Raw genomic sequence first — 18,587 nt, 5'->3', positions numbered from 1 at the left:
GCATAAATTAAGACTCCATCTAAAAAGGAAAGTTCTCATCACTGATGAAAAAAAGTGCAATTTTTAGTGAAATTTAAGTTAAATAGCACAAAAAGAACAAGCAAAGCATTTTTTCAACCTAAAAGGCGAGATGCTTTGCTTGCGGTAAGACAATATTAGCTGGACTAATTATTTGTAAAGATTCAAATTTTCTTTTGCATAAGCTTCAAAATCAGTGCAGCCACCGATGTGCTTCTCATCAATGAAAATTTGCGGGACAGTTTCCACAGGTTTGCCAACAGTTTTAGATAAATCTTCTTTTGAAATACCTTCAGCTTGGATGTCGACATAGCGGTAGTCAAAATCTTCAAGTTCGTTTTTCAGCTTTTCTGCCAGTTCTTTCGCACGAACACAGTATGGGCAGCCTGGGCGACCAAAAATAACAGTATACATAGTATCTCCTTTTTATCTCAAACTCAGATTCTAATCACAATGCTCAATACTATGCCTATATAAATTATGAAATAAAAGTCGAATTTTCCTTTTATAGCTATAGGTATGACATATAATTTGTGAAGTAAAACGTCATGTAACGGTAAAAAGGGTGTCAAATGGACAACAAACCACAATCAAAGAGAACCATGCGTTCATTGGCGGATATGCCAAAACCTATTCTAATCTTAGAAGGGATCGGCATAATTCTTTTGATTTTGATTTTACTTACACTAAATGGCTATATAACGCTGCCTGAACCGCTGATGAGCCAAGGGGTGATAGTCACCATTATTATGGTTGCAATTGGGTGTTTGATCCCCGCAATGATTAATATTGTGTGGCGGGCTATTCATGGGCTCACTTTTTTAGGAATAGATAATAAACAGTCAGAAAACCCGAGAAATAAAAAAAATCCTATTCAAAATGATAAACAGGATGAAAAGCCTGAATAGCCGTGGTTTTACTGGCATTTTTCCTAGCAATGTGTGAAAATTATCCGCTTTTGCGTTAGGGGATGATGTCATTCTCTAGCAAACTGTTTTTGCATTATTATTGTTGAGTTGAAGAAGGTTATTGCCCATGGATTCTATTCGTTACCCTGACATTGCACAATTACGTGAATGGTTAGATCAACTCAAAACGTCCTATTTCGAGTGTGACTCTTGTGCTGCGCTACATTTACCTCATATGCAAAATATCGAGGGGATTTTTGATGCGAAACTTGATATCGTCAATAATGTGCTGGTATTGTCTGCATTGGCTGAACTAAAACCCACTGCGATTATTACCTTAGTGGCGAATATTAGCCAAATTAATGCCAGTTCATTGACAGCAAAAGTTTTTCTCGAAATTAACGATGAAAACCTGCCTAAGTTAGTGGTTAGCCAATCATTTTCATTAGAAGCAGGGATGACCTACCGCCAATTCTGCCATTTTGTTCAACAGGCAGAAGACCAAATCTCAGCGATTGTCTTTGAGATCTTCAGCAATAATTTACTGTATGCTAATCAAGATGATTTTATTGAAGATGAAGATAACGGCGAAGACGAGTCAGAACTCACTCCAGATGATAAACCCGCCATTATTATTCATTAAGTTGTAATTATGCATTGTGAAAAATATATTGCGGGTGAATGCCGCTCTTGCCAATGGCTAGAGCTCTCCCCTGAACAACAAATCACCCAGAAGCAGCAGCAGCTTTCGGCGTTATTGCCAACAATCGACCCTGCTATTTTTGCTGCACCTGTGACTGGCCCCCAAACAGGTTTTCGCAACAAAGCCAAAATGGTGGTGAGTGGTAGTGTTGAAAGGCCAACTTTAGGCATTGCTGGGAAAGATGGGGCGGGTGTAGACTTAACTGGCTGCCCATTATACCCCGCGTCGTTTTCTGACGTCTTCAGTGTGATCACGCCATTTATTGCAAGGGCAGGGCTCACGCCATATAACATCGAACGCAAGCGCGGCGAACTGAAGTATGTGTTATTGACACAAAGCTGGCACACTGGCCGGTTTATGCTGCGTTTTGTACTGCGCTCAGCGAAAAAACTCGAACAGCTTAAAAATGCGTTACCTTGGCTGCAAGCGCAACTACCTCAACTTGAGGTGATCACTGCAAATATTCAGCCTGTACATATGGCGATATTGGAAGGTGAGGAAGAGGTTTTTTTAACGGAGCAACGTACGCTACGTGAAGAGTTTAACCAAGTCCCTTTATTTATTCGCCCACAAAGTTTTTTCCAAACGAACCCAGTTGTTGCGGCGAAGTTATACCAAACAGCGAGGGATTGGGTTAACGCATTAGATATTCATAGCTTGTGGGATCTGTTTTGTGGTGTGGGCGGCTTTGGGTTGCACTGTGCTGAAAAAGATACCCGTTTAACCGGCATTGAAATTAGTGCCCCTGCGATTGCCAGTGCACAGCAATCCGCGAATGAACTTGGGTTAAAGCATGTTGAATTCAAAGCCCTTGATTCAACGCATTTTGCTACGGCAAATCAGGATATCCCACAGCTTATTTTAGTCAATCCACCACGAAGAGGGGTTGGTCAAGCATTGTGTGATTACCTTTCCCATATGCAGCCCGAATATATACTTTATTCAAGTTGTAATGCACAAACCATGGTGCAAGATTTACAACTGTTGTCTGGCTATCAAGCGTGTAAAGTGCAACTGTTTGATTTATTCCCCCACACGGCACACTTTGAAGTGCTGACGTTGCTAAAGCGAAAGAATAATTAAAACGAATTGATGAAAAAAAAGCTTGGTGTTTAGCCAAGCTTTTTTTACGCATTGAATCAAAAATATTAATTTCGGTGTTCGAAGGCTAGTGCCTTGCGTTCGATTAAGCGCATCAGAATGGTCAAGATTGCATTAACCACTAAATAAATAATCCCCGCAGCAACAAACGCCATCACATCCCATGTTTGACCAAATACTTGGCTACTGTAACCCATGATATCTAACATAGTGATCGTACTGGCCAGAGAGGTACTTTTAAATACTAACACCACTTCATTAGAATAAGAGGATAAAGAGCGTTTAAAGGCATAAGGCAGAATAATGCGCATGGTCTGAACTTTACTCATTCCTAAGGCTTGGCAAGATTGCCATTGCCCTGATGGAATGGCTTTTACGGCACCGTGGAACAGTAAAGTCGAATAGGCAGCACTGTTTAACGCTAATGCAATCATCGCACAGAACCAAGGCGTTGATATTAGCTCCCAAAATAGAGGGTAGTTTTGCAACGACTTAAATTGGCTCGGGCCGTTATAGATCAGGAAAAACTGCACTAATAACGGTGTTCCCGTGAAGATAGTGATATACACCTTCACGATTTGCGAAATGACTTTGGTTTTAAGGGATAAAATTAAGGTAAATAAACCCGCTAATAAAAAAGCCACAATTAACGCACTGAACGTCAGTGATAGACTGGTTGGTAACCCTGGTAGAATTTTTAGGATCATATCAATCATTTGGATTCACCTCGCTCAAAGCGTGTAGTTCGCAATTCAATACGCTTTAATACCAGTTGGCTAACCAGTGTAATGGCAAGGTAAATCAGTCCGACAATAACGTACCAAGTAAAAGGCTCACCAGTACGGTTAACAATGGTTTTTGTCTGTAGCATCAAATCGTTCACGCTGATTAAAGACACTAACGCGGTATCTTTTAGCAGAACTAACCATTGGTTGCCTAACCCCGGCAGGGCATGGCGCCACATTTGCGGCATAATAAAACGAAAGAAAATTGTGCGCTTTTTGAGACCGAGTGCAAAACCGGCTTCCCACTGGCCATAAGGCACCGCTTTGAGGGCGCCTCTTAGGGTTTGTGAAGCATAAGAGGCATACAATAGGGCGAGGGCAATGACACCACAAACGAATGGAGTGTAATCAAACTCGCCGCTATCGGCAAAGAAGATGCTGGGATCAATTTGGATGGTGGTTTGCCAAAACCCGAGATTAATATCAAATCCATCTCCGAGTAGGTTGATCAGCTGTAATGTCCCAAAATAAACGAATAGGACGACCAGCAGTTCAGGTAACCCACGGATCAGCGTCACCCAGCACGTACCTAAAAAGGCAATTGGCTTAAAGCGGACAGACTCCCATGCGGTAAATAGCATGGCAAGAACTAGGCCCAAGATCAGGGCAGAAACAGCAAGGCCGACGGTGATACCGGCGGCACTTGTTAAAAATAGAAGGTTGTTCATTAATTATATCGATTACTGTTGAAACCATTTTTTGTGGATAGCATCATAAGTGCCGTCAGCTTTAACTTCTGCTAAGGCTTTATTCATTTTATCCAACAACTCTTTATTTCCTTTACGCACTGCGATACCTAAACCGATACCGAAGTATTGTGGATCGGTAACTTTCTCACCCACAGCAGCTAAATTTTCATTGCCTTTGGTTTTTAACCATTCGTCAGCAACGGCAGTGTCACCGAATACTGCATCAATACGGCCATTTTGCAGGTCTAAAACCGCAGACTGGTAGTTATCATAAGGAACAGTGGTCATGCCTTTATGTTGTTCCATGATGTATTTTTGGTGTGTGGTTCCGTTTTGGACGCCAATTTTTTTGTCTTTCAGTTGGTCAACAGAGCTGATTTTTTCTTTTACTGCGATAAATTCCGCAGAGTTCGGGTAATAAGTTTCAGTGAAATCCACTTGTTGTTGACGCTCAGGGGTAATGTCAATACCGGCCATTAATGCTTCAAAACGACGGAATTTCAGGCTTGGGATTAAGCTGTCGAAAGATTGGTGAGTAAATGTGCAAGTGGCATTCATTTTTTCACACATTGCATTGGCTAAATCAACGTCAAAACCAACGATTTGATTGTTTTTATCAAACATTTCAAATGGAGCGTAAGTCGCTTCAGTCGCAAAACGAATGGTTTCTTTGTCTGCAGCAGTTGCCGATAGGGTTACAGCGCCCAGCAGCGCAGCTAATATAATTTTTTTCATTGCTTAATCCTATATCTATTAATGTGACAGATAATTTGCAAATGCGTCAGTTTGAGGTGCTGCGAAATGGCTAGCATCCCCCTGTTCTACGATATGGCCGTTTTCCATATACACCACACGGCTAGCGGTTTTGCGAGCAATCTCCACTTCGTGAGTGACGATAACTTGCGTAATACCTGTCGCAGACAATTCACGAATAATATCCACAACTTGGGCGGTAATTTCAGGGTCAAGCGCTGCGGTTGGCTCATCAAATAACAGCACTTTAGGTTCCATCATGAGCGCCCGTGCAATTGCAACACGTTGCTGTTGACCTCCCGATAAATGCAATGGGTAACGGTCTGCAAATTGGGATAAACGTAAGCGGTCTAACAATTTAGCGGCTTTGGCGTGTGCTTCTTGCTTAGATAATTTTAAGACGCGGCAAGGGGCTTCAATTAAGTTGTCCATTACACTAAGGTGCGGCCATAAATTATATTGTTGGAATACCATGCCAACATTTTGGCGTAAGTCACGAATAGACTTTGCATCTGGCGTAGATGCAAAATCAAATTGCTGCCCAGCAATATTCAAATGACCAGAACGTGGCATCTCTAATAAATTGAGAACACGTAATAGCGAACTTTTACCTGCGCCACTTGGCCCCAGTAATACCATGGTCTCGCCAGCAGAGCACTCTAGATTGATATCAAAGAGTGCCTGATGGGAACCATAGAAACAGTTTATGTTTTTTAATTGAATGCTCATGCTTACCAATAATATCCTTTTCAACTACCAGCGATATTAATCCTGTAAGCATATTTATGCAATAATTTCTGCATAAAAATTTGGTTTTTACGCTAAAATTAATCAGGTTTATCGGTTGGATGAGCTGCTTGCTGTTGCTTAGCGAGTTGTTTATCCCGTTCAAACGCAAGATCGCTAATTCGTTTAGCCATTCCTTTGAAGATAAACAGGTGTGCAGGCATCATGGCAAACCAATAGAGTAGTCCGCAAAAACCCGCTGGGTGCCACCAAGCACGTACGTCGATAGAGCGTCGGCTACCACTGTCATGGATGGTAAAGGTTAAACGGCCAAGCCCCGGCGCTTTCATGCCAAACAGCAAGCTAAGTTGTTTGTTGGGCTCAAGGTTGATCACTCGCCAGCCATCAATTTCATCGCCAAGTTGAAGGTCTTCTCTATCAGGGCGGCCATATTTCACTTTATTCAACATCATGTCATCCATGATGGCGCGGGTTTTCCACAGGCCATTGGCATAGAAATAACCGTCTTTGCCGCCAATTTGCTGCACCGTATGCCAAAGGGATTCCGAACTTGCCGTTGTACCAAGGGTCGAGCCTGCTTGTTTTGGGTAATAGCCATAGCCTGGGCGCCAGCGCTTTCTCACCTCAGGGTCATAACCCCAATCCGCATTGTCTACCGCGTCTGCTTCCTCAGCTAATGTGGTTCTTACCGCATCATCAAAGGAAATTAACGTTTGTGGGATAAGCTCTCGCAGCGCTTTATCATCAGCAGGCAAGTCGTGTTGTAGCCCCTGAATCAGCTCTTTTGCAATCGTCGGCGGTACTGAGGTGATCAAGCTAATAAAATGCACGGAAATCATGCTAATTGGGATTGGGATAGGGATCAGCAAGCGGCGTTTGCCACTGACTTTGATAAATCGTTTAAATAGTTCTTGATAGCTAATAAATTCAGGACCACCAGCATCAAATATGCGGTTTTCATTTGTTGGTGTTTTGGCAAGCTGGGTTAAATAATACAGAATATTAGATAGCGCAATAGGCGATGATTTAGAGCGTACCCAACGTGGCGGGGTTAGAATCGCTAAGTTGTAAACCATATCCCGCATAATTTCGAATGCCGCAGAGCCTGAGCCAACAATAATAGAAGAGCGGATCTCTGTGACAGGAATATTGCTTTCACGCAGGATGTCCCCTGTTAAACGCCTTGCAATTAGGTGTGGGGAATAGGTATGGCCGTGTTGCAGTGCGCTGAGGTAAATAACGTGTTTAACATCGGAACCTTCAAGCGCTTGTTGAACATTACGCGCAGCGCTACGTTCCCGCTCAATCAAGTTGGCTTGGTCTGCCATGCTGTGCACGAGGAAATAGACAATATCGATTTCCTTCATCACATCTTTTAAGGTCTCAGGATCATGCAAGTCAACGAAGATGCAACGGGTATCTTGCCAGCCTTGAGAAAGCATCCAATCAACACGACGTGCAGCCGCAGTAACGTCATAACCTTGTTCAATCAGTTGGGGAATAAGATTCTGCCCAATATAGCCGCTAGCGCCCAACACTAAAACACGTTGTTTTTCTGTCATGTTAATTTCCTGTTTCACGCAAATTAATGGCTATTGTGACTGAAATTTTACCTATGTAAAGAAGGCCATAAGAATTGGCGTAATAAGACTAAGCACGAAGCCATGGACAATAGCAGCAGGCACAATGGAAACACCGCCACTGCGTTGTAAAACAGGAAGGGTGAAGTCCATTGATGTGGAGCCGCAAATACCTAATGCGGTTGAACGGTAGCGATTAATAATGATAGGGATCAACATGATAGCGGCTAGTTCACGGGCTAAGTCATTAAAAAAAGCAGCGCTCCCCATCACCGGGCCATAGGCATCGGTTAGCACGATCCCTGTAAGTGAGTACCAGCCAAAGCCCGAAGCGAGAGCCAGCCCCATTTTTACGGGTAAGCCAAGTAAGAATGCTGCTAGTGCACCACCCGCTAACGCACTGACACCCATGACAAAGGCAATAGTTGTCCCGCGGCGGTTAATTAAAATTTGTTTAATGCTCATTCCGCTGTTACGTAATTGAATGCCAACCAGTAATAACAGCAGCATCAGGGCGATTTGACTGCCTTTATCTGCGTAATGCAGAAAATCAAAACCCGTTAAGCCCACGACAAAGCCTAAAAGCAGGACACCACACAATTGCAGGGATTCAAACACCATTTTGATACGTGATGGTGGCTTTTCTTGTTTATGTTGCGGAATTTTCCACGGATCTAGCTTATCGAGTAATAACAGTGAGATTACATTGAGGGAAAAAATACAGCCAAAGAAGGTGATGGCATAAATTAAGATAGAAAAGAGGTGTTCGCTTAAGTTTTCAAGTAGTGCAAGGGTGATCCCCATTAAAAATAAAATCACATACACCATCGAGTTTAGTGACCTGTGGATACGATGGAGAGCCTGCTTGTTTTTAATAGGAATAAGATAACCGAGTGTTAACGGTAGAAGAATAATTAAGAGTCCTGAATACATCGCCGCATCCTTAGTGGTTATCCCATTAACTTGGTTAATATAAACAATGAGTTATATTTATTTTTTATTTACGTTATTGAAAATTTAACTCGCCGTCCTAACGTAATTTTTTCACTATATAATTTTATTATTGGTGACTGAATGAAAAATAGGTCAAAAACACTAAAAAAGAAAGTTTTACTATTTTATAACACTGCAATTACTTGCTCAACTCAGTTAGCTATTTTGTTATAAAGATTTTTTATTCTGCATACATACTTATAGTAAAACCCTTGGTTAATCGATAAGCTCGAAATGTGCGTTTTGTCAGCGAAAATATTGATAATCTGAATGCAAATTAACGAGTTTAGAGTATATTAAAGAAAATATGACAAGGAGTGAGATATGTATCTGGAACGTGTTGAAATATACGGATTTAGAGGGATCAACCGCCTTTCTTTAGAGCTCAATAACAGTACTGTTTTGATCGGGGAAAATTCATGGGGCAAGTCCAGTCTCCTCGATGCGCTCGATTTACTTCTCTCACCTGAACATCAAGATTACCAATTTAACCTACATGATTTTCATCACCCAATGGGCGATGATGCCTCCCGCTATCGCTCATTACAAATTGTCTTAAAATTTTGCGAAAGGCATAAAGGCCGCCACCAATCTTATCGTTTTCATAATCTTAGCTCAGTTTGGGTCGACAACGGTGATGATCTAAAACACATCTTTTATCGGGTGAGTGCAGAGTTACGAGACGACAACACGATTGTGGTGGATAAAAGCTTTTTAAATTCAGGGGGAAATAAACTTTCTCTGGATAACGTAGGCAAATATATCAAAGAAATTGTTAGGTTATATCCTGTTATTCGCTTACGAGATGCGCGTTTTTTACAATCTCTCAACCCTGAAACTATTGTCGTCGGTGAAAAAGAGTTTCGGGATTCATTTAATATTCGCATTAAAGAATTAACCAGTGCTTTGGTGAATAACCCAGAGCGTTTAAGTGATAATGACTTGGTTGACGGTGTGGATGCCATGCAACAGTTATTAAGCCACTATTTTTCAGGGCAAAGTGCTCATATGATCAAGCTTAATGACAATATGGTGAATATTGAACCGCGTAAGCAAGGCTGGAAAGCGCTGGATAATATCAGTCGTTTGATTGCAAAACCTAATCAACGCAATATTCGTTTGATTATCTTGGGGATGTTTTCTTCATTATTGCAATCCAAGGGCAATATTCATCTAGATAAACATGCTCGCCCACTCATTATTGTCGAAGACCCCGAAACACGGCTACACCCGATTATGCTGTCGATTGCGTGGGGGTTATTGAGCTTGTTTGCGCTACAACGGATTACCACGACAAATTCTGGGGAATTGCTTTCTCAGGCTCCCCTTGAAGACTTATGTCGTTTAGTGCGGGATACCAACAAAGTATCAGCTTATCGTTTAACGAAAAATGATTTAAGTGCGGAAGAACTGCGAAAAATTTCGTTCCATATTCGTTTTAACCGGCCGTCATCATTATTTGCGCGTTGTTGGTTATTAGTGGAAGGTGAAACTGAGATTTGGCTGATGAGCGAATTTGCTCGCCAATGCAACTATTACTTTGAAACAGAAGGGATTAAAGTTATTGCGTTTGCACAAAGTGGCTTGAAACCGCTATTAAAATTTGCCAATAAAATGGGAATAGAATGGCATGTTTTAACTGATGGCGACGAGGCAGGGCGGAAATATGCTGCAACGGCGACCCATTACGCCAATAAAATCAATTCACCTGATAGAGACCGCTTAACCATGCTCACTGCGCCAGATATGGAACATTTCCTATATCGCGAGGGCTTTAAAAGCCTTTATCATGAAATTGCGGATATTCCTGAAAATGCACGGGTATCGACACGCCGCGTGATTATTAAAGCGATTTCCCGAACGTCAAAACCTGACTTAGCCTTAGCCACAGTGAACCGTTCCGCAGAGCTGGGACCTGATAGTGTTCCATTGCAGTTAAGAAGCATGTTCTCACGGGTGGCGTGGCTAGCGAGGGGGAAAGCGTATTGATAACGAAAATGAATATATTGTTGAGTGAATATTTATAGATAACGGGTGTTTATCTATAGTATGTTTAATTAAACGATAACTTAAGTGATATAGCATAGTATTTCGAAGAGGGCGTCGCCCTCTTTTTAATTATAGGAAGTGAAGAACGATGAAGGCAAAACCGAAAAAAAAGTGGCCGATTTACTTGGTGATACTGATTGTTGCCGTGGGTGCTGCTGCGTTTCTCTTGAAAGGTGAGAAAGAAGAGGTTTTCCAAACCGTTGACGTGACACGTGGTGACTTGGATAAACAAGTCCTAGCGACGGGGAAGTTAGATGCCGTACGTAAAGTTGATGTGGGTGCACAGGTTAGCGGGCAGTTACAAACCTTATACGTGAAAGAAGGCGATTACGTTAAAAAAGGCGATTTACTGGCGGTTATCGACCCGAAAAAAGCGCAGAATGATGTCATTGAGTCTGAAGCGACCACTCGTGAGCTTGAGGCCAATTTATCGTTAGCGCAAGCTGAGTTGAAACTGGCACAACTGACATACCAGCGCCACTTGAGCCTCGCTAAATTACAGGCTGTCGCACAGCAAGAATTGGATAAAGCCAGAACGGATGTTGATGTAAAAAAAGCGCAAGTTGCGACGTATCAGGCACAGATAAAACGTAACCAAGCCACGCTAGATACGGCAAAAACCAATTTAAAATACACACAAATCACCGCGCCGATGGATGGCATTGTCACGTTTATCAAAACGTTACAAGGGCAAACCGTGATTGCAGCGCAAGAAGCACCAACGATTTTAACATTAGCAGACTTAGACACTATGTTGGTTAAAGCGGAAGTGTCTGAAGCGGATGTGATTTATTTAGAACCGGGACAAGAAGCTTCGTTTACGGTATTAGGCGCACCCGATAAAAAGTTCTCAGGTAAGCTAAAAGACATTCTGCCAACCCCTGAAAAAATCAATGATGCTATTTTTTATTATGCACGCTTTGAAGTCCCTAACCCTCAGCATCTGTTAAAATTACAAATGACCGCACAGGTTAAAATCGAGCTCGATTCACGTAAAGATGTACTGATATTACCCCTTTCTGCGTTAGGTGATGAAGTCTCACCGCAAGTTTATGAGGTGGAAGTACTTGAAGGGCAAAAAGCAGAGAAAAAGCAGATTGAAATTGGTAGTCGCAATGATGTGTCGGTCGAAGTAATTAAAGGGCTGAATGAAGGGGATAAAGTCATTATTGGGCACAGTGGTTCGGAGAGTTAAGATGACCGCACTCATTGAGCTCCAAGGGATCACTCGCCGTTATGGTGAAGGCGAAAATGAAGTTACCGTATTAAAAAACGTTTCTTTGCAAATTAATGCTGGTGAAATGGTTGCGATCATCGGTGCTTCTGGTTCAGGCAAATCCACCTTGATGAATATTATTGGTTGCCTCGATAAGCCATCATCGGGGGAATACCATATTGATGGGCAAAATATTGCGCTGTTGGATAACGACCAACTAGCAGAACTTCGCCGTGAACATTTTGGTTTTATTTTCCAACGCTACCATTTATTAAGCCATTTGAGTGCTGAGCAAAATGTTGAAATCCCCGCCGTATATGCAGGTTCAGGGAAAGCTCAGCGGCGAGAACGTGCAGCACAATTACTTCAGCGATTAGGGTTAGGCGAACGTATTAATTACCGACCAAGCCAGTTATCAGGTGGGCAACAGCAGCGAGTCAGTATTGCGCGTGCACTAATGAATGGGGGGCAAGTTATTCTTGCCGATGAGCCAACGGGGGCATTGGATAGCCACTCAGGCGAAGAAGTAATGAAAATCCTCAAAGACCTTTGTGCACAAGGCCATACGGTGATTATTGTCACGCACGACCCAACCGTCGCCCAACAGGCTGAACGGATTGTCGAAATCAAAGATGGCGAAATTATTCGTGATTCAGGTTCAAAAAACAGCAAATTAGCCAAGCCGCTCTCAAAAGCACCTGCAAGGAAATTGTCGCTTGGGCAGATTTATGGCCGGTTTAGCGAAGCATTGTTGATGGCTTGGCGTGCCATGGTGGTCAATAAAATGCGTACCTTGTTGACCATGTTGGGGATTATTATCGGGATAGCTTCCGTGGTTTCTATTATGGTCATCGGTGACGCTGCTCAAGGTATGGTGCTTAATGATATCAAATCGATTGGTACCAATACAATTTCGATTTACCCCGGCACTGATTTCGGAAGTGATGATGCGCAAAATCGGCAATCTTTAAAAGCCTCGGATATTGATGCACTTGCTAAACAGCCTTACGTTCACGCGATTTCAGGCCAGCTCAATGGCTCCGCACGCTTAAGGAAAGGTAATTTGGATGCACCTGCACAGTTAACAGGTGTTGGCCGCGACTATTTTAATGTGTATGCCTTTAAATTTTCGGAAGGCATGAATTTTACACAAGATATGGCGAATAGGCGTGCTCAAGTTGTTATTATTGATGAGAACACAAAACGGCGTTTTTTCCCCAAGCAAGCTAATGTGGTAGGGGAAACCTTACTTTTAGGTAATATGCCAGCGACAGTGATTGGGGTACTTGAAGACCAAAAATCGGTATTTGGTTCCAGTAAGTCGTTATCTGTTTGGCTTCCTGATACCACAATGAACAGCAAGGTTTTAAATCGACCGTATTATGACAGCATTACGGTGCGCGTTAAGGATGGGTATGACGCCAAAAATGTGGAGCAGCAACTGACGCGTTTATTAACGTTACGCCATGGTAAAAAAGATGTTTTCACCTATAACCTTGATACTTTTGTAAAAACAGCGGAAAAAACCACCCAAACCATGCAATTGTTTTTAACCTTGGTGGCCGTGATTTCGCTGGTGGTCGGGGGGATTGGCGTGATGAATATCATGTTGGTCTCGGTGACAGAAAGAACGCGCGAAATCGGTATTCGTATGGCAGTTGGCGCGAGAACCAGCGATGTGATGCAGCAGTTTCTTATTGAAGCGGTATTAGTATGTTTAATGGGGGGCTTGATGGGGATCGCGCTTTCTTATGGGATCAGTTTACTTGCTCAAATGGCGCTACCCGGCTGGACGTTCACGTTTGACCCTGTCGCCCTAATTAGTGCATTTGTCTGTTCAACGGCAATTGGAATTATTTTCGGCTTCTTGCCCGCACGCAGTGCCGCACGTTTAAACCCAATTGATGCATTAGCGAGAGAGTGATTTGTTGATGGTTATTAGCCTCTGTATCCGCAATGTATGCAGAGGCGATGAGATATCAATGTTTTGAAAGTCGGTTTAATATCTGCCCCTTCCAATCGATATAGATATTTTTATTCCGATATTTTGGATATTCATCCATTGACGCGCGGATTAAATCTATTGTCACATCAATGTCATTCAATTCAGAATAAATGGTATAAGACTCGTTTCCTAGACTGAGCCTCAGAGTGAGTTCATTATTTTCTTTATAGTAATTTTCGAATGTGAGTTTTGAATTATTCTGTAAGTTGATAGTAATTTTATCGTTGGCCAACATTATTTTAGTTAAATTTTGTATGTTTTTTATATTAAGTACAGGGAGCATGGTTTGTTTTGTGTCATATCTTGATTTGTGCAGGACTGATACTTTGCCAATCACTTCTGGATTTAATGTCTCTTGAAAGAACGGAATAACAGCTGGATAAGTAAAAGCTACAGTAAAGGGAGGAGCAATATGTGTGATAACTGGAAGTGTAGTAAAGGCTTTTACAATTGGTGTAATTAGCTTAAGGAATTCAGACTGGTTATTGGATTGTATTAAACCATCATTAGGCTCGAAGAAACTAAATATGTATTCATCTTTTTGCGAGTTATATCGGCCATTAATTGTCATCGAATGGCAGTTTTTTCCATAGATTAATGCGAAGTTTTGCTTATTTATTTTATAATAATCAATAGTGTTAGTGAGTTCTTGAAGTGTAATGTTATTCAGGGTGGGGGTGGTATTCTCATGTGAAAAGGGGGGAAAGTCATTACTGTGAATCATGCCTGAATTAAAATTAAATACTGCCGCTTCATACTCAAAATACACGGCACAGTATAGGTATGCATGTGTGAGAAAAAGCTTTATTTCTTGTTGTGTTAGTTTTTCTTTATTTTGAATTTTTTTACATATATTAGGCTTAATTTTAAATGCATTAGGAACAGGAATATCCAAACCAGACTCTATTTTTTGATATAGATCTTGGACCAAGTTTTTTTCTATTTCAATATTAGGGCGATAAGCTTGTCGATCATCATTGATTTTTTTTTTGTATTTCTAATAAAGAGGTGATGTATTCAACATCTGTAATGTTTTCTAGTCTGTTAGGTAGGTCTAATGAGTTACTTTTGTTTGCTAATTTATAATAGATACCATACCGATTTATATTCATTTGAAGATTAAAAATATCAGTGCAACGTGAAGCTAATAGGTTGGAGGTTTCTATAAGGTAAGCCTGTTTCGCATATGCCTGTACATTTTTATTATGCGATATTGTTGGGGTGACGGGATTCAGGCATTGATTAAGTTGATTTATCGACTTAGCGCCTAGTCCATGCATTTCATATGCAGCGAAAGTTAATGCGAGGCCATGGCAAATACCTTCTTTACATGATTGAGTAATATTTGAAACATTTTTAAGTTGGTTGCTAAGTTTATTCATAATAGTTTTATTATTAGGAATCTGATCACATAGGTAATCCTGACAAAAAGGAATGGTGTAATTAATTTTACTTAACATGCAGAGATTCTCATTGGTTGTTATCATTCCTTTTAGCCTAACAACTCACCATGTCTATTTCTTTCATAAATCATTTATCCCAACTAAAGCTAGATTTCTTTCTTGGCAAGCAACATCGTACTCGGATACCCAAAATTGGAGTGAATATTGCTACCTAGAAGTAAATTTATATCAAAGAATAGTCCTATTTTATGGAACTGAGTTCCTCACTCCAATTCTGCTAATTAAATACGTAATTTTTAACCTATTCATTTATCGATAAAATTTTTTATTAGTATGGTATTTCCTCGCTCCGTGAAATATTCCATAATAAAAAAGTTATCTGAAAAGATAAATTCTGCTTGCGATTCGATATCGATCATGGATATTATCTGCATGTAGAATAAATGAAACCTAGTTCCATATAATGGAACAAACAATTAAAGCCAGTAAAAACTAAGCAAAGACAACCACACAGCAGGTGCAAAATGGCGAATAAAGCAGGTGAAGATTATTCTTTGGCTCGAGTACCCCAAAGTGCTCGTAGACCGTTCTATGAAGTGTTAATTCTACGAATTGGCGCACTCGCTTGTGTTTCACAAGTGATGTTAGGTGCAGCCCTCGGTTATGGGTTAACTTTTTGGCAGGCGTTTTGGGCGACCATCCTTGGCTCTGTAATTTTACAGGTTGTCAGTTGGGGTCTCGGAGCAGCTGCATGCCGCGAAGGAATGTCAATCAGTCTACTGTCAAGGTGGTCTGGTTTTGGAAAGTTAGGTTCAGCTCTTATTGGTGGCGCGATTGCCATCTCCTTGATGGGCTGGTTTGGCGTCCAAAATGGTTTCTTTGCGGATGGAATGTATAAAGCGACTAATGTGCTAACACCAGGGACTTGGTCACTTATTACAGGTATTGCGGTGACGATTATTACGGTATATGGGTATCGATTTTTATCTATTACCGCCAATATTTCAACGCCGCTATTTTTATTCGCGTTAGGCTGGGCAACGTATAATTTATTATCAGGTCAGGATCTTGGTACGCTTATCAATGATACTGCCCCTGCCGGGTCTTTAATGACAATGCCTGCGGCAATCACTATGGTTGCAGGTGGTTTTATTATTTCAGCGGTGACTACACCAGATATTAGCCGCTTTATGAAAAAACCGAAGGATGTCTTTTGGATGACATTAATCGGCACATTTTTCGGTGAGCTTTTAGTCAATATGATAGCGGTACTGATGGCATTAGCATTACGTACCAGCCAAGTATTTGACTTGATGATGGCATTAACAGGCTTATTAGGCGCATCGATTGTTATCTTTGCCACCATAAAAATGAACGACATCAATCTGTATTCATCATCTCTTGGGTTTTCAACGCTGCTTAACGCTATCTTTAATAAGCGTTTTGACCGTCGTTATTTAACATGGGTGATTGGTGTTTTCGGTACGATTGCTTCCATGTTAGGTATTTTAGACAACTTTATTAGCTTTTTAATTTACCTAGGCATCGCTATCCCACCAGTTGCAGGGATCATGGTTGTCGACTATTACATTTTAAAACGCGACCGCAAAGAGCTTGATATCACCCGTGAACAAGGCGTGTTGCCATCGAGCTGCGAAGCTTATAACCCTGTCACACTCGTTGTGTGGTTGTTAGCCGTTATCGTAGGTTGGGGTACGTCAGAATTAGGGCCATTCCATGCCGATTATGGTATTCCTGCACTTAATTCTTTAATTACAGGTGCGCTGGCTTATTGGATTGGCATGCGCTGGCAAGCGAAAGCAAAAGGTGTTGATACCGTGCATTTTCGCAAAGTGGCTCACTTAGATTAAGGAAAGCGCGATGTCAGGTAGCAAGGTCAAAGTTGCCCTTGCTCAGTTTGATTCTGAGCTGGGGAATAAACAAGCTAACTTGCAGCGCATGGCGCTGTTATGTGAACAAGCGGCAGAATCTGGAGCGAAACTGATTTGTTTTCCAGAACTTGCCACAACAGGCTATCGCGGTGATTTGCTGAATACAAAACTGTGGGATCTCAGTGATTCTACAGGCAGTGAAACATATCGTTTATTTAGTGAACTTGCAACGCGCTTAAATATCACCATCGTAAGCGGTTTTGTTGAACGCGGTGACTACCTTGGGGATATCTATAACGCGGTTGGCGTTTGGAACCCAGGGTGTGAAGGTATCAGCGGTGTGTTTCGAAAAGTGCACGCCTTTGGTATAGAGAAACAATGGTTTAGCCGCGGTGATAGCTTCCCTGTGTTTGATACGCCAATTGGTAAAATTGGCATTATGATTTGTTATGACATGGGGTTTCCTGAAGTTGCGCGTATTCTCACACTTCAGGGTGCAGAGCTGTTAATCGCGCCTTCTGCATGGTGTGCGCAAGATAAAGACATGTGGGACATCAATACGGCGTCTCGCGCTTTAGAAAATGGTGCGCATTTACTGGCGGTTAATCGTTGGGGCCATGAAGAAGATTTACACTTATTTGGTGGCAGCAAAGTGCTAGGCCCTCGTGGACAAGTGCTTTGTGAAGCAACCTGTGATGGTGAAGCGTTGCTCATGGGTGAAATTGATTTCGTTTTACAAGCCCATACACGTTTAACTATTCCATATTTACGTGATAGAAAACCGCAAGATTACGGTGTTCTCACCCAAGGTTTTGATACATGAGTATTTTAAACAGCGTCGTTGATGTTTATCAGTTATTTTTACGTTCAGGTAATGAGCTTACCGTTACGACGTTAGTCAATGAATTAGGCATGCCAAAAAGTTCTGCGTCTCGTTTACTGAAACAAATGTCAGAGCTGGGGCTGCTAGAAAAGAAAAATAATGCGCCTATTTATCGACCAGGGTTACTCATCATGGAGTTAGCTCACCGTGCGCGTGGGATGAATCCATTGATTGATATGACGTTAGAAGCCCTTGATGAGTTGACGAAAGACACTGGGTTTACCAGCTACGTTTCGGCGCTCGATGATGAAATGGTGCGGGTTGTTCATGCACGTTTTGGCAATAGCATGTTGCAGGTGATCACTCAACCGGGCACTCGCTTACCAATTCTTGGCACTTCAACGGGGCGGGCTTTGTTAGCGCGCTTACCGTTGCAGGAAAGAACAAATATTATCGCCCGAGAAGACAAAGCGTTACAAGCGACGTTAACAGAACAAATGAATCTGATTAATGCTCGCGGTTGGGAGTTTTCGGTCAACGAGTCTGTTGCAGGGGTAGCTTCGGTGTCCAGTACGGTATTTGATCCTTCACTGAATACTTTGTACGCATTATGTCTAAGTTTGCCAGAAACCCAAATGAATGAACAGGTTATGGAGCAACTCTCTACTAACCTATGCCGTAAGGCGTCTTACCTTGGTTGTATGGTAGGTGACCCTTATTGGTTGCAAAGAAGTACCAACAAGTAATGTTATGTCATGTAGTAAAAGTAAGTAGTAAAAGTAAGCAGTAAACTATAAGCAATTTATATTATAAGTATTTTATTTTAAGTGCGTGAATACGCCTTCATCAGGAAAAATAAGGCTTTTTTTTACGATTAAGCCTTAACTTGGGTGAAATGGAATTAAGCCGTATTTTGTGCGGT

The 18,587-nt window shown here is 41.7% G+C and carries 18 protein-coding genes; 9 read left to right on the top strand and 9 right to left on the bottom strand.

The features are described 5' to 3' along the window. Positions 1–168: 168 nt before the first annotated feature. Positions 169–432, bottom strand: coding sequence for a GrxA family glutaredoxin (locus ABWP91_RS10645; protein ID WP_219244186.1), 264 nt, complete (start codon positions 430–432; stop codon positions 169–171). Positions 433–590: 158 nt separating this feature from the next. Between ABWP91_RS10645 and ABWP91_RS10640 the strand changes: the two genes are divergently transcribed. The 3 genes from ABWP91_RS10640 (at position 591) to rlmC (ending at position 2,712) form a co-directional block, all read left to right on the top strand. After that, a complete protein-coding gene (locus tag ABWP91_RS10640; protein WP_353243259.1) occupies positions 591–926 on the top strand; it encodes a DUF1418 family protein in 336 nt (111 codons plus the stop codon). 127 nt (positions 927–1,053) lie between these two features. Then, positions 1,054–1,569, top strand: a complete 516-nt coding sequence (locus ABWP91_RS10635; protein WP_353243258.1) for a YbjN domain-containing protein — start codon at positions 1,054–1,056, stop codon at positions 1,567–1,569. Between the two features lie 9 nt (positions 1,570–1,578). Beyond that, positions 1,579–2,712: a 23S rRNA (uracil(747)-C(5))-methyltransferase RlmC gene (gene rlmC, locus ABWP91_RS10630; protein ID WP_353243257.1), complete on the top strand. Its 1,134-nt coding sequence runs from the start codon at positions 1,579–1,581 to the stop codon at positions 2,710–2,712. Between the two features lie 65 nt (positions 2,713–2,777). Here the strand turns inward: rlmC and artM are convergent, their stop codons facing one another. From artM to ABWP91_RS10600, 6 genes are all read right to left on the bottom strand, one after another. Continuing rightward, positions 2,778–3,446 (bottom strand): arginine ABC transporter permease ArtM, encoded by a 669-nt coding sequence (gene artM, locus ABWP91_RS10625; protein ID WP_353243256.1) that lies wholly within the window; start codon positions 3,444–3,446, stop codon positions 2,778–2,780. Next, on the bottom strand, positions 3,443–4,183 hold the full coding sequence (gene artQ / locus ABWP91_RS10620; protein WP_353243255.1) for an arginine ABC transporter permease ArtQ: 741 nt from the start codon (positions 4,181–4,183) through the stop codon (positions 3,443–3,445). Before artQ ends, artM begins: the two co-directional genes overlap by 4 nt. 12 nt (positions 4,184–4,195) lie before the next feature. Beyond that, on the bottom strand, positions 4,196–4,939 hold the full coding sequence (gene artJ, locus ABWP91_RS10615; RefSeq protein ID WP_353243254.1) for an arginine ABC transporter substrate-binding protein: 744 nt from the start codon (positions 4,937–4,939) through the stop codon (positions 4,196–4,198). Between the two features lie 18 nt (positions 4,940–4,957). Next, positions 4,958–5,686 carry an arginine ABC transporter ATP-binding protein ArtP gene (artP, locus tag ABWP91_RS10610; RefSeq protein WP_353243253.1) on the bottom strand — a complete coding sequence of 243 codons (729 nt, stop codon included), beginning with the start codon at positions 5,684–5,686 and terminating at the stop codon, positions 4,958–4,960. Positions 5,687–5,784: 98 nt separating this feature from the next. Then, positions 5,785–7,266, bottom strand: coding sequence for a DUF2867 domain-containing protein (locus ABWP91_RS10605; RefSeq protein ID WP_353243252.1), 1,482 nt, complete (start codon positions 7,264–7,266; stop codon positions 5,785–5,787). 51 nt (positions 7,267–7,317) lie between these two features. Continuing rightward, complete coding sequence (locus ABWP91_RS10600; RefSeq protein WP_353243251.1) at positions 7,318–8,217, bottom strand: LysO family transporter; 900 nt, start codon at positions 8,215–8,217, stop codon at positions 7,318–7,320. Positions 8,218–8,601: 384 nt separating this feature from the next. Between ABWP91_RS10600 and ABWP91_RS10595 the strand changes: the two genes are divergently transcribed. The 3 genes from ABWP91_RS10595 (at position 8,602) to macB (ending at position 13,466) form a co-directional block, all read left to right on the top strand. After that, complete coding sequence (locus tag ABWP91_RS10595; RefSeq protein ID WP_353243250.1) at positions 8,602–10,266, top strand: DUF2813 domain-containing protein; 1,665 nt, start codon at positions 8,602–8,604, stop codon at positions 10,264–10,266. Between the two features lie 148 nt (positions 10,267–10,414). Next, a complete protein-coding gene (gene macA, locus ABWP91_RS10590) occupies positions 10,415–11,521 on the top strand; it encodes a macrolide transporter subunit MacA (RefSeq protein ID WP_353243249.1) in 1,107 nt (368 codons plus the stop codon). 1 nt (position 11,522) lies between these two features. Further along, positions 11,523–13,466 (top strand): macrolide ABC transporter ATP-binding protein/permease MacB, encoded by a 1,944-nt coding sequence (gene macB, locus ABWP91_RS10585; protein WP_353243248.1) that lies wholly within the window; start codon positions 11,523–11,525, stop codon positions 13,464–13,466. Between the two features lie 55 nt (positions 13,467–13,521). Here the strand turns inward: macB and ABWP91_RS10580 are convergent, their stop codons facing one another. Then, positions 13,522–14,478 carry a hypothetical protein gene (locus ABWP91_RS10580; RefSeq protein WP_353243247.1) on the bottom strand — a complete coding sequence of 319 codons (957 nt, stop codon included), beginning with the start codon at positions 14,476–14,478 and terminating at the stop codon, positions 13,522–13,524. A gap of 43 nt (positions 14,479–14,521) precedes the next feature. Beyond that, positions 14,522–15,007 (bottom strand): hypothetical protein, encoded by a 486-nt coding sequence (locus tag ABWP91_RS10575; RefSeq protein ID WP_353243246.1) that lies wholly within the window; start codon positions 15,005–15,007, stop codon positions 14,522–14,524. A gap of 467 nt (positions 15,008–15,474) precedes the next feature. On the opposite strand from ABWP91_RS10575, the gene ABWP91_RS10570 reads away from it, so the two are divergent. The 3 genes from ABWP91_RS10570 to ABWP91_RS10560 are packed head-to-tail and all read left to right on the top strand — an operon-like array spanning position 15,475 to position 18,411. Next, on the top strand, positions 15,475–16,821 hold the full coding sequence (locus ABWP91_RS10570) for a purine-cytosine permease family protein (RefSeq protein ID WP_353243245.1): 1,347 nt from the start codon (positions 15,475–15,477) through the stop codon (positions 16,819–16,821). A 10-nt stretch (positions 16,822–16,831) separates the two neighbouring features. Further along, entirely contained in the window at positions 16,832–17,665 is an 834-nt protein-coding gene (locus ABWP91_RS10565) for a nitrilase-related carbon-nitrogen hydrolase (protein WP_353243244.1), read from the top strand. After that, positions 17,662–18,411, top strand: coding sequence for an IclR family transcriptional regulator (locus ABWP91_RS10560; RefSeq protein ID WP_353243243.1), 750 nt, complete (start codon positions 17,662–17,664; stop codon positions 18,409–18,411). Before ABWP91_RS10565 ends, ABWP91_RS10560 begins: the two co-directional genes overlap by 4 nt. Positions 18,412–18,587 lie beyond the last annotated feature (176 nt).

This window comes from Providencia sp. (genome assembly GCF_040396775.1).
Classification (GTDB): Bacteria; Pseudomonadota; Gammaproteobacteria; order Enterobacterales; family Enterobacteriaceae; genus Providencia.
This window is presented reverse-complemented; position numbering and strand designations above follow the sequence as displayed.

Excerpts from the sequence above, each read along its gene's own strand:
- ABWP91_RS10645 (WP_219244186.1), bottom strand. The coding sequence starts at position 432 with ATGTATACTGTTATTTTTGGTCGCCCAGGCTGCCCATACTGTGTTCGT.
- ABWP91_RS10640 (WP_353243259.1), top strand. The coding sequence starts at position 591 with ATGGACAACAAACCACAATCAAAGAGAACCATGCGTTCATTGGCGGAT.
- ABWP91_RS10635 (WP_353243258.1), top strand. The coding sequence starts at position 1,054 with ATGGATTCTATTCGTTACCCTGACATTGCACAATTACGTGAATGGTTA.
- rlmC (WP_353243257.1), top strand. The coding sequence starts at position 1,579 with ATGCATTGTGAAAAATATATTGCGGGTGAATGCCGCTCTTGCCAATGG.
- artM (WP_353243256.1), bottom strand. The coding sequence starts at position 3,446 with ATGATTGATATGATCCTAAAAATTCTACCAGGGTTACCAACCAGTCTA.
- artQ (WP_353243255.1), bottom strand. The coding sequence starts at position 4,183 with ATGAACAACCTTCTATTTTTAACAAGTGCCGCCGGTATCACCGTCGGC.
- artJ (WP_353243254.1), bottom strand. The coding sequence starts at position 4,939 with ATGAAAAAAATTATATTAGCTGCGCTGCTGGGCGCTGTAACCCTATCG.
- artP (WP_353243253.1), bottom strand. The coding sequence starts at position 5,686 with ATGAGCATTCAATTAAAAAACATAAACTGTTTCTATGGTTCCCATCAG.
- ABWP91_RS10605 (WP_353243252.1), bottom strand. The coding sequence starts at position 7,266 with ATGACAGAAAAACAACGTGTTTTAGTGTTGGGCGCTAGCGGCTATATT.
- ABWP91_RS10600 (WP_353243251.1), bottom strand. The coding sequence starts at position 8,217 with ATGTATTCAGGACTCTTAATTATTCTTCTACCGTTAACACTCGGTTAT.
- ABWP91_RS10595 (WP_353243250.1), top strand. The coding sequence starts at position 8,602 with ATGTATCTGGAACGTGTTGAAATATACGGATTTAGAGGGATCAACCGC.
- macA (WP_353243249.1), top strand. The coding sequence starts at position 10,415 with ATGAAGGCAAAACCGAAAAAAAAGTGGCCGATTTACTTGGTGATACTG.
- macB (WP_353243248.1), top strand. The coding sequence starts at position 11,523 with ATGACCGCACTCATTGAGCTCCAAGGGATCACTCGCCGTTATGGTGAA.
- ABWP91_RS10575 (WP_353243246.1), bottom strand. The coding sequence starts at position 15,007 with ATGTTAAGTAAAATTAATTACACCATTCCTTTTTGTCAGGATTACCTA.
- ABWP91_RS10570 (WP_353243245.1), top strand. The coding sequence starts at position 15,475 with ATGGCGAATAAAGCAGGTGAAGATTATTCTTTGGCTCGAGTACCCCAA.
- ABWP91_RS10565 (WP_353243244.1), top strand. The coding sequence starts at position 16,832 with ATGTCAGGTAGCAAGGTCAAAGTTGCCCTTGCTCAGTTTGATTCTGAG.
- ABWP91_RS10560 (WP_353243243.1), top strand. The coding sequence starts at position 17,662 with ATGAGTATTTTAAACAGCGTCGTTGATGTTTATCAGTTATTTTTACGT.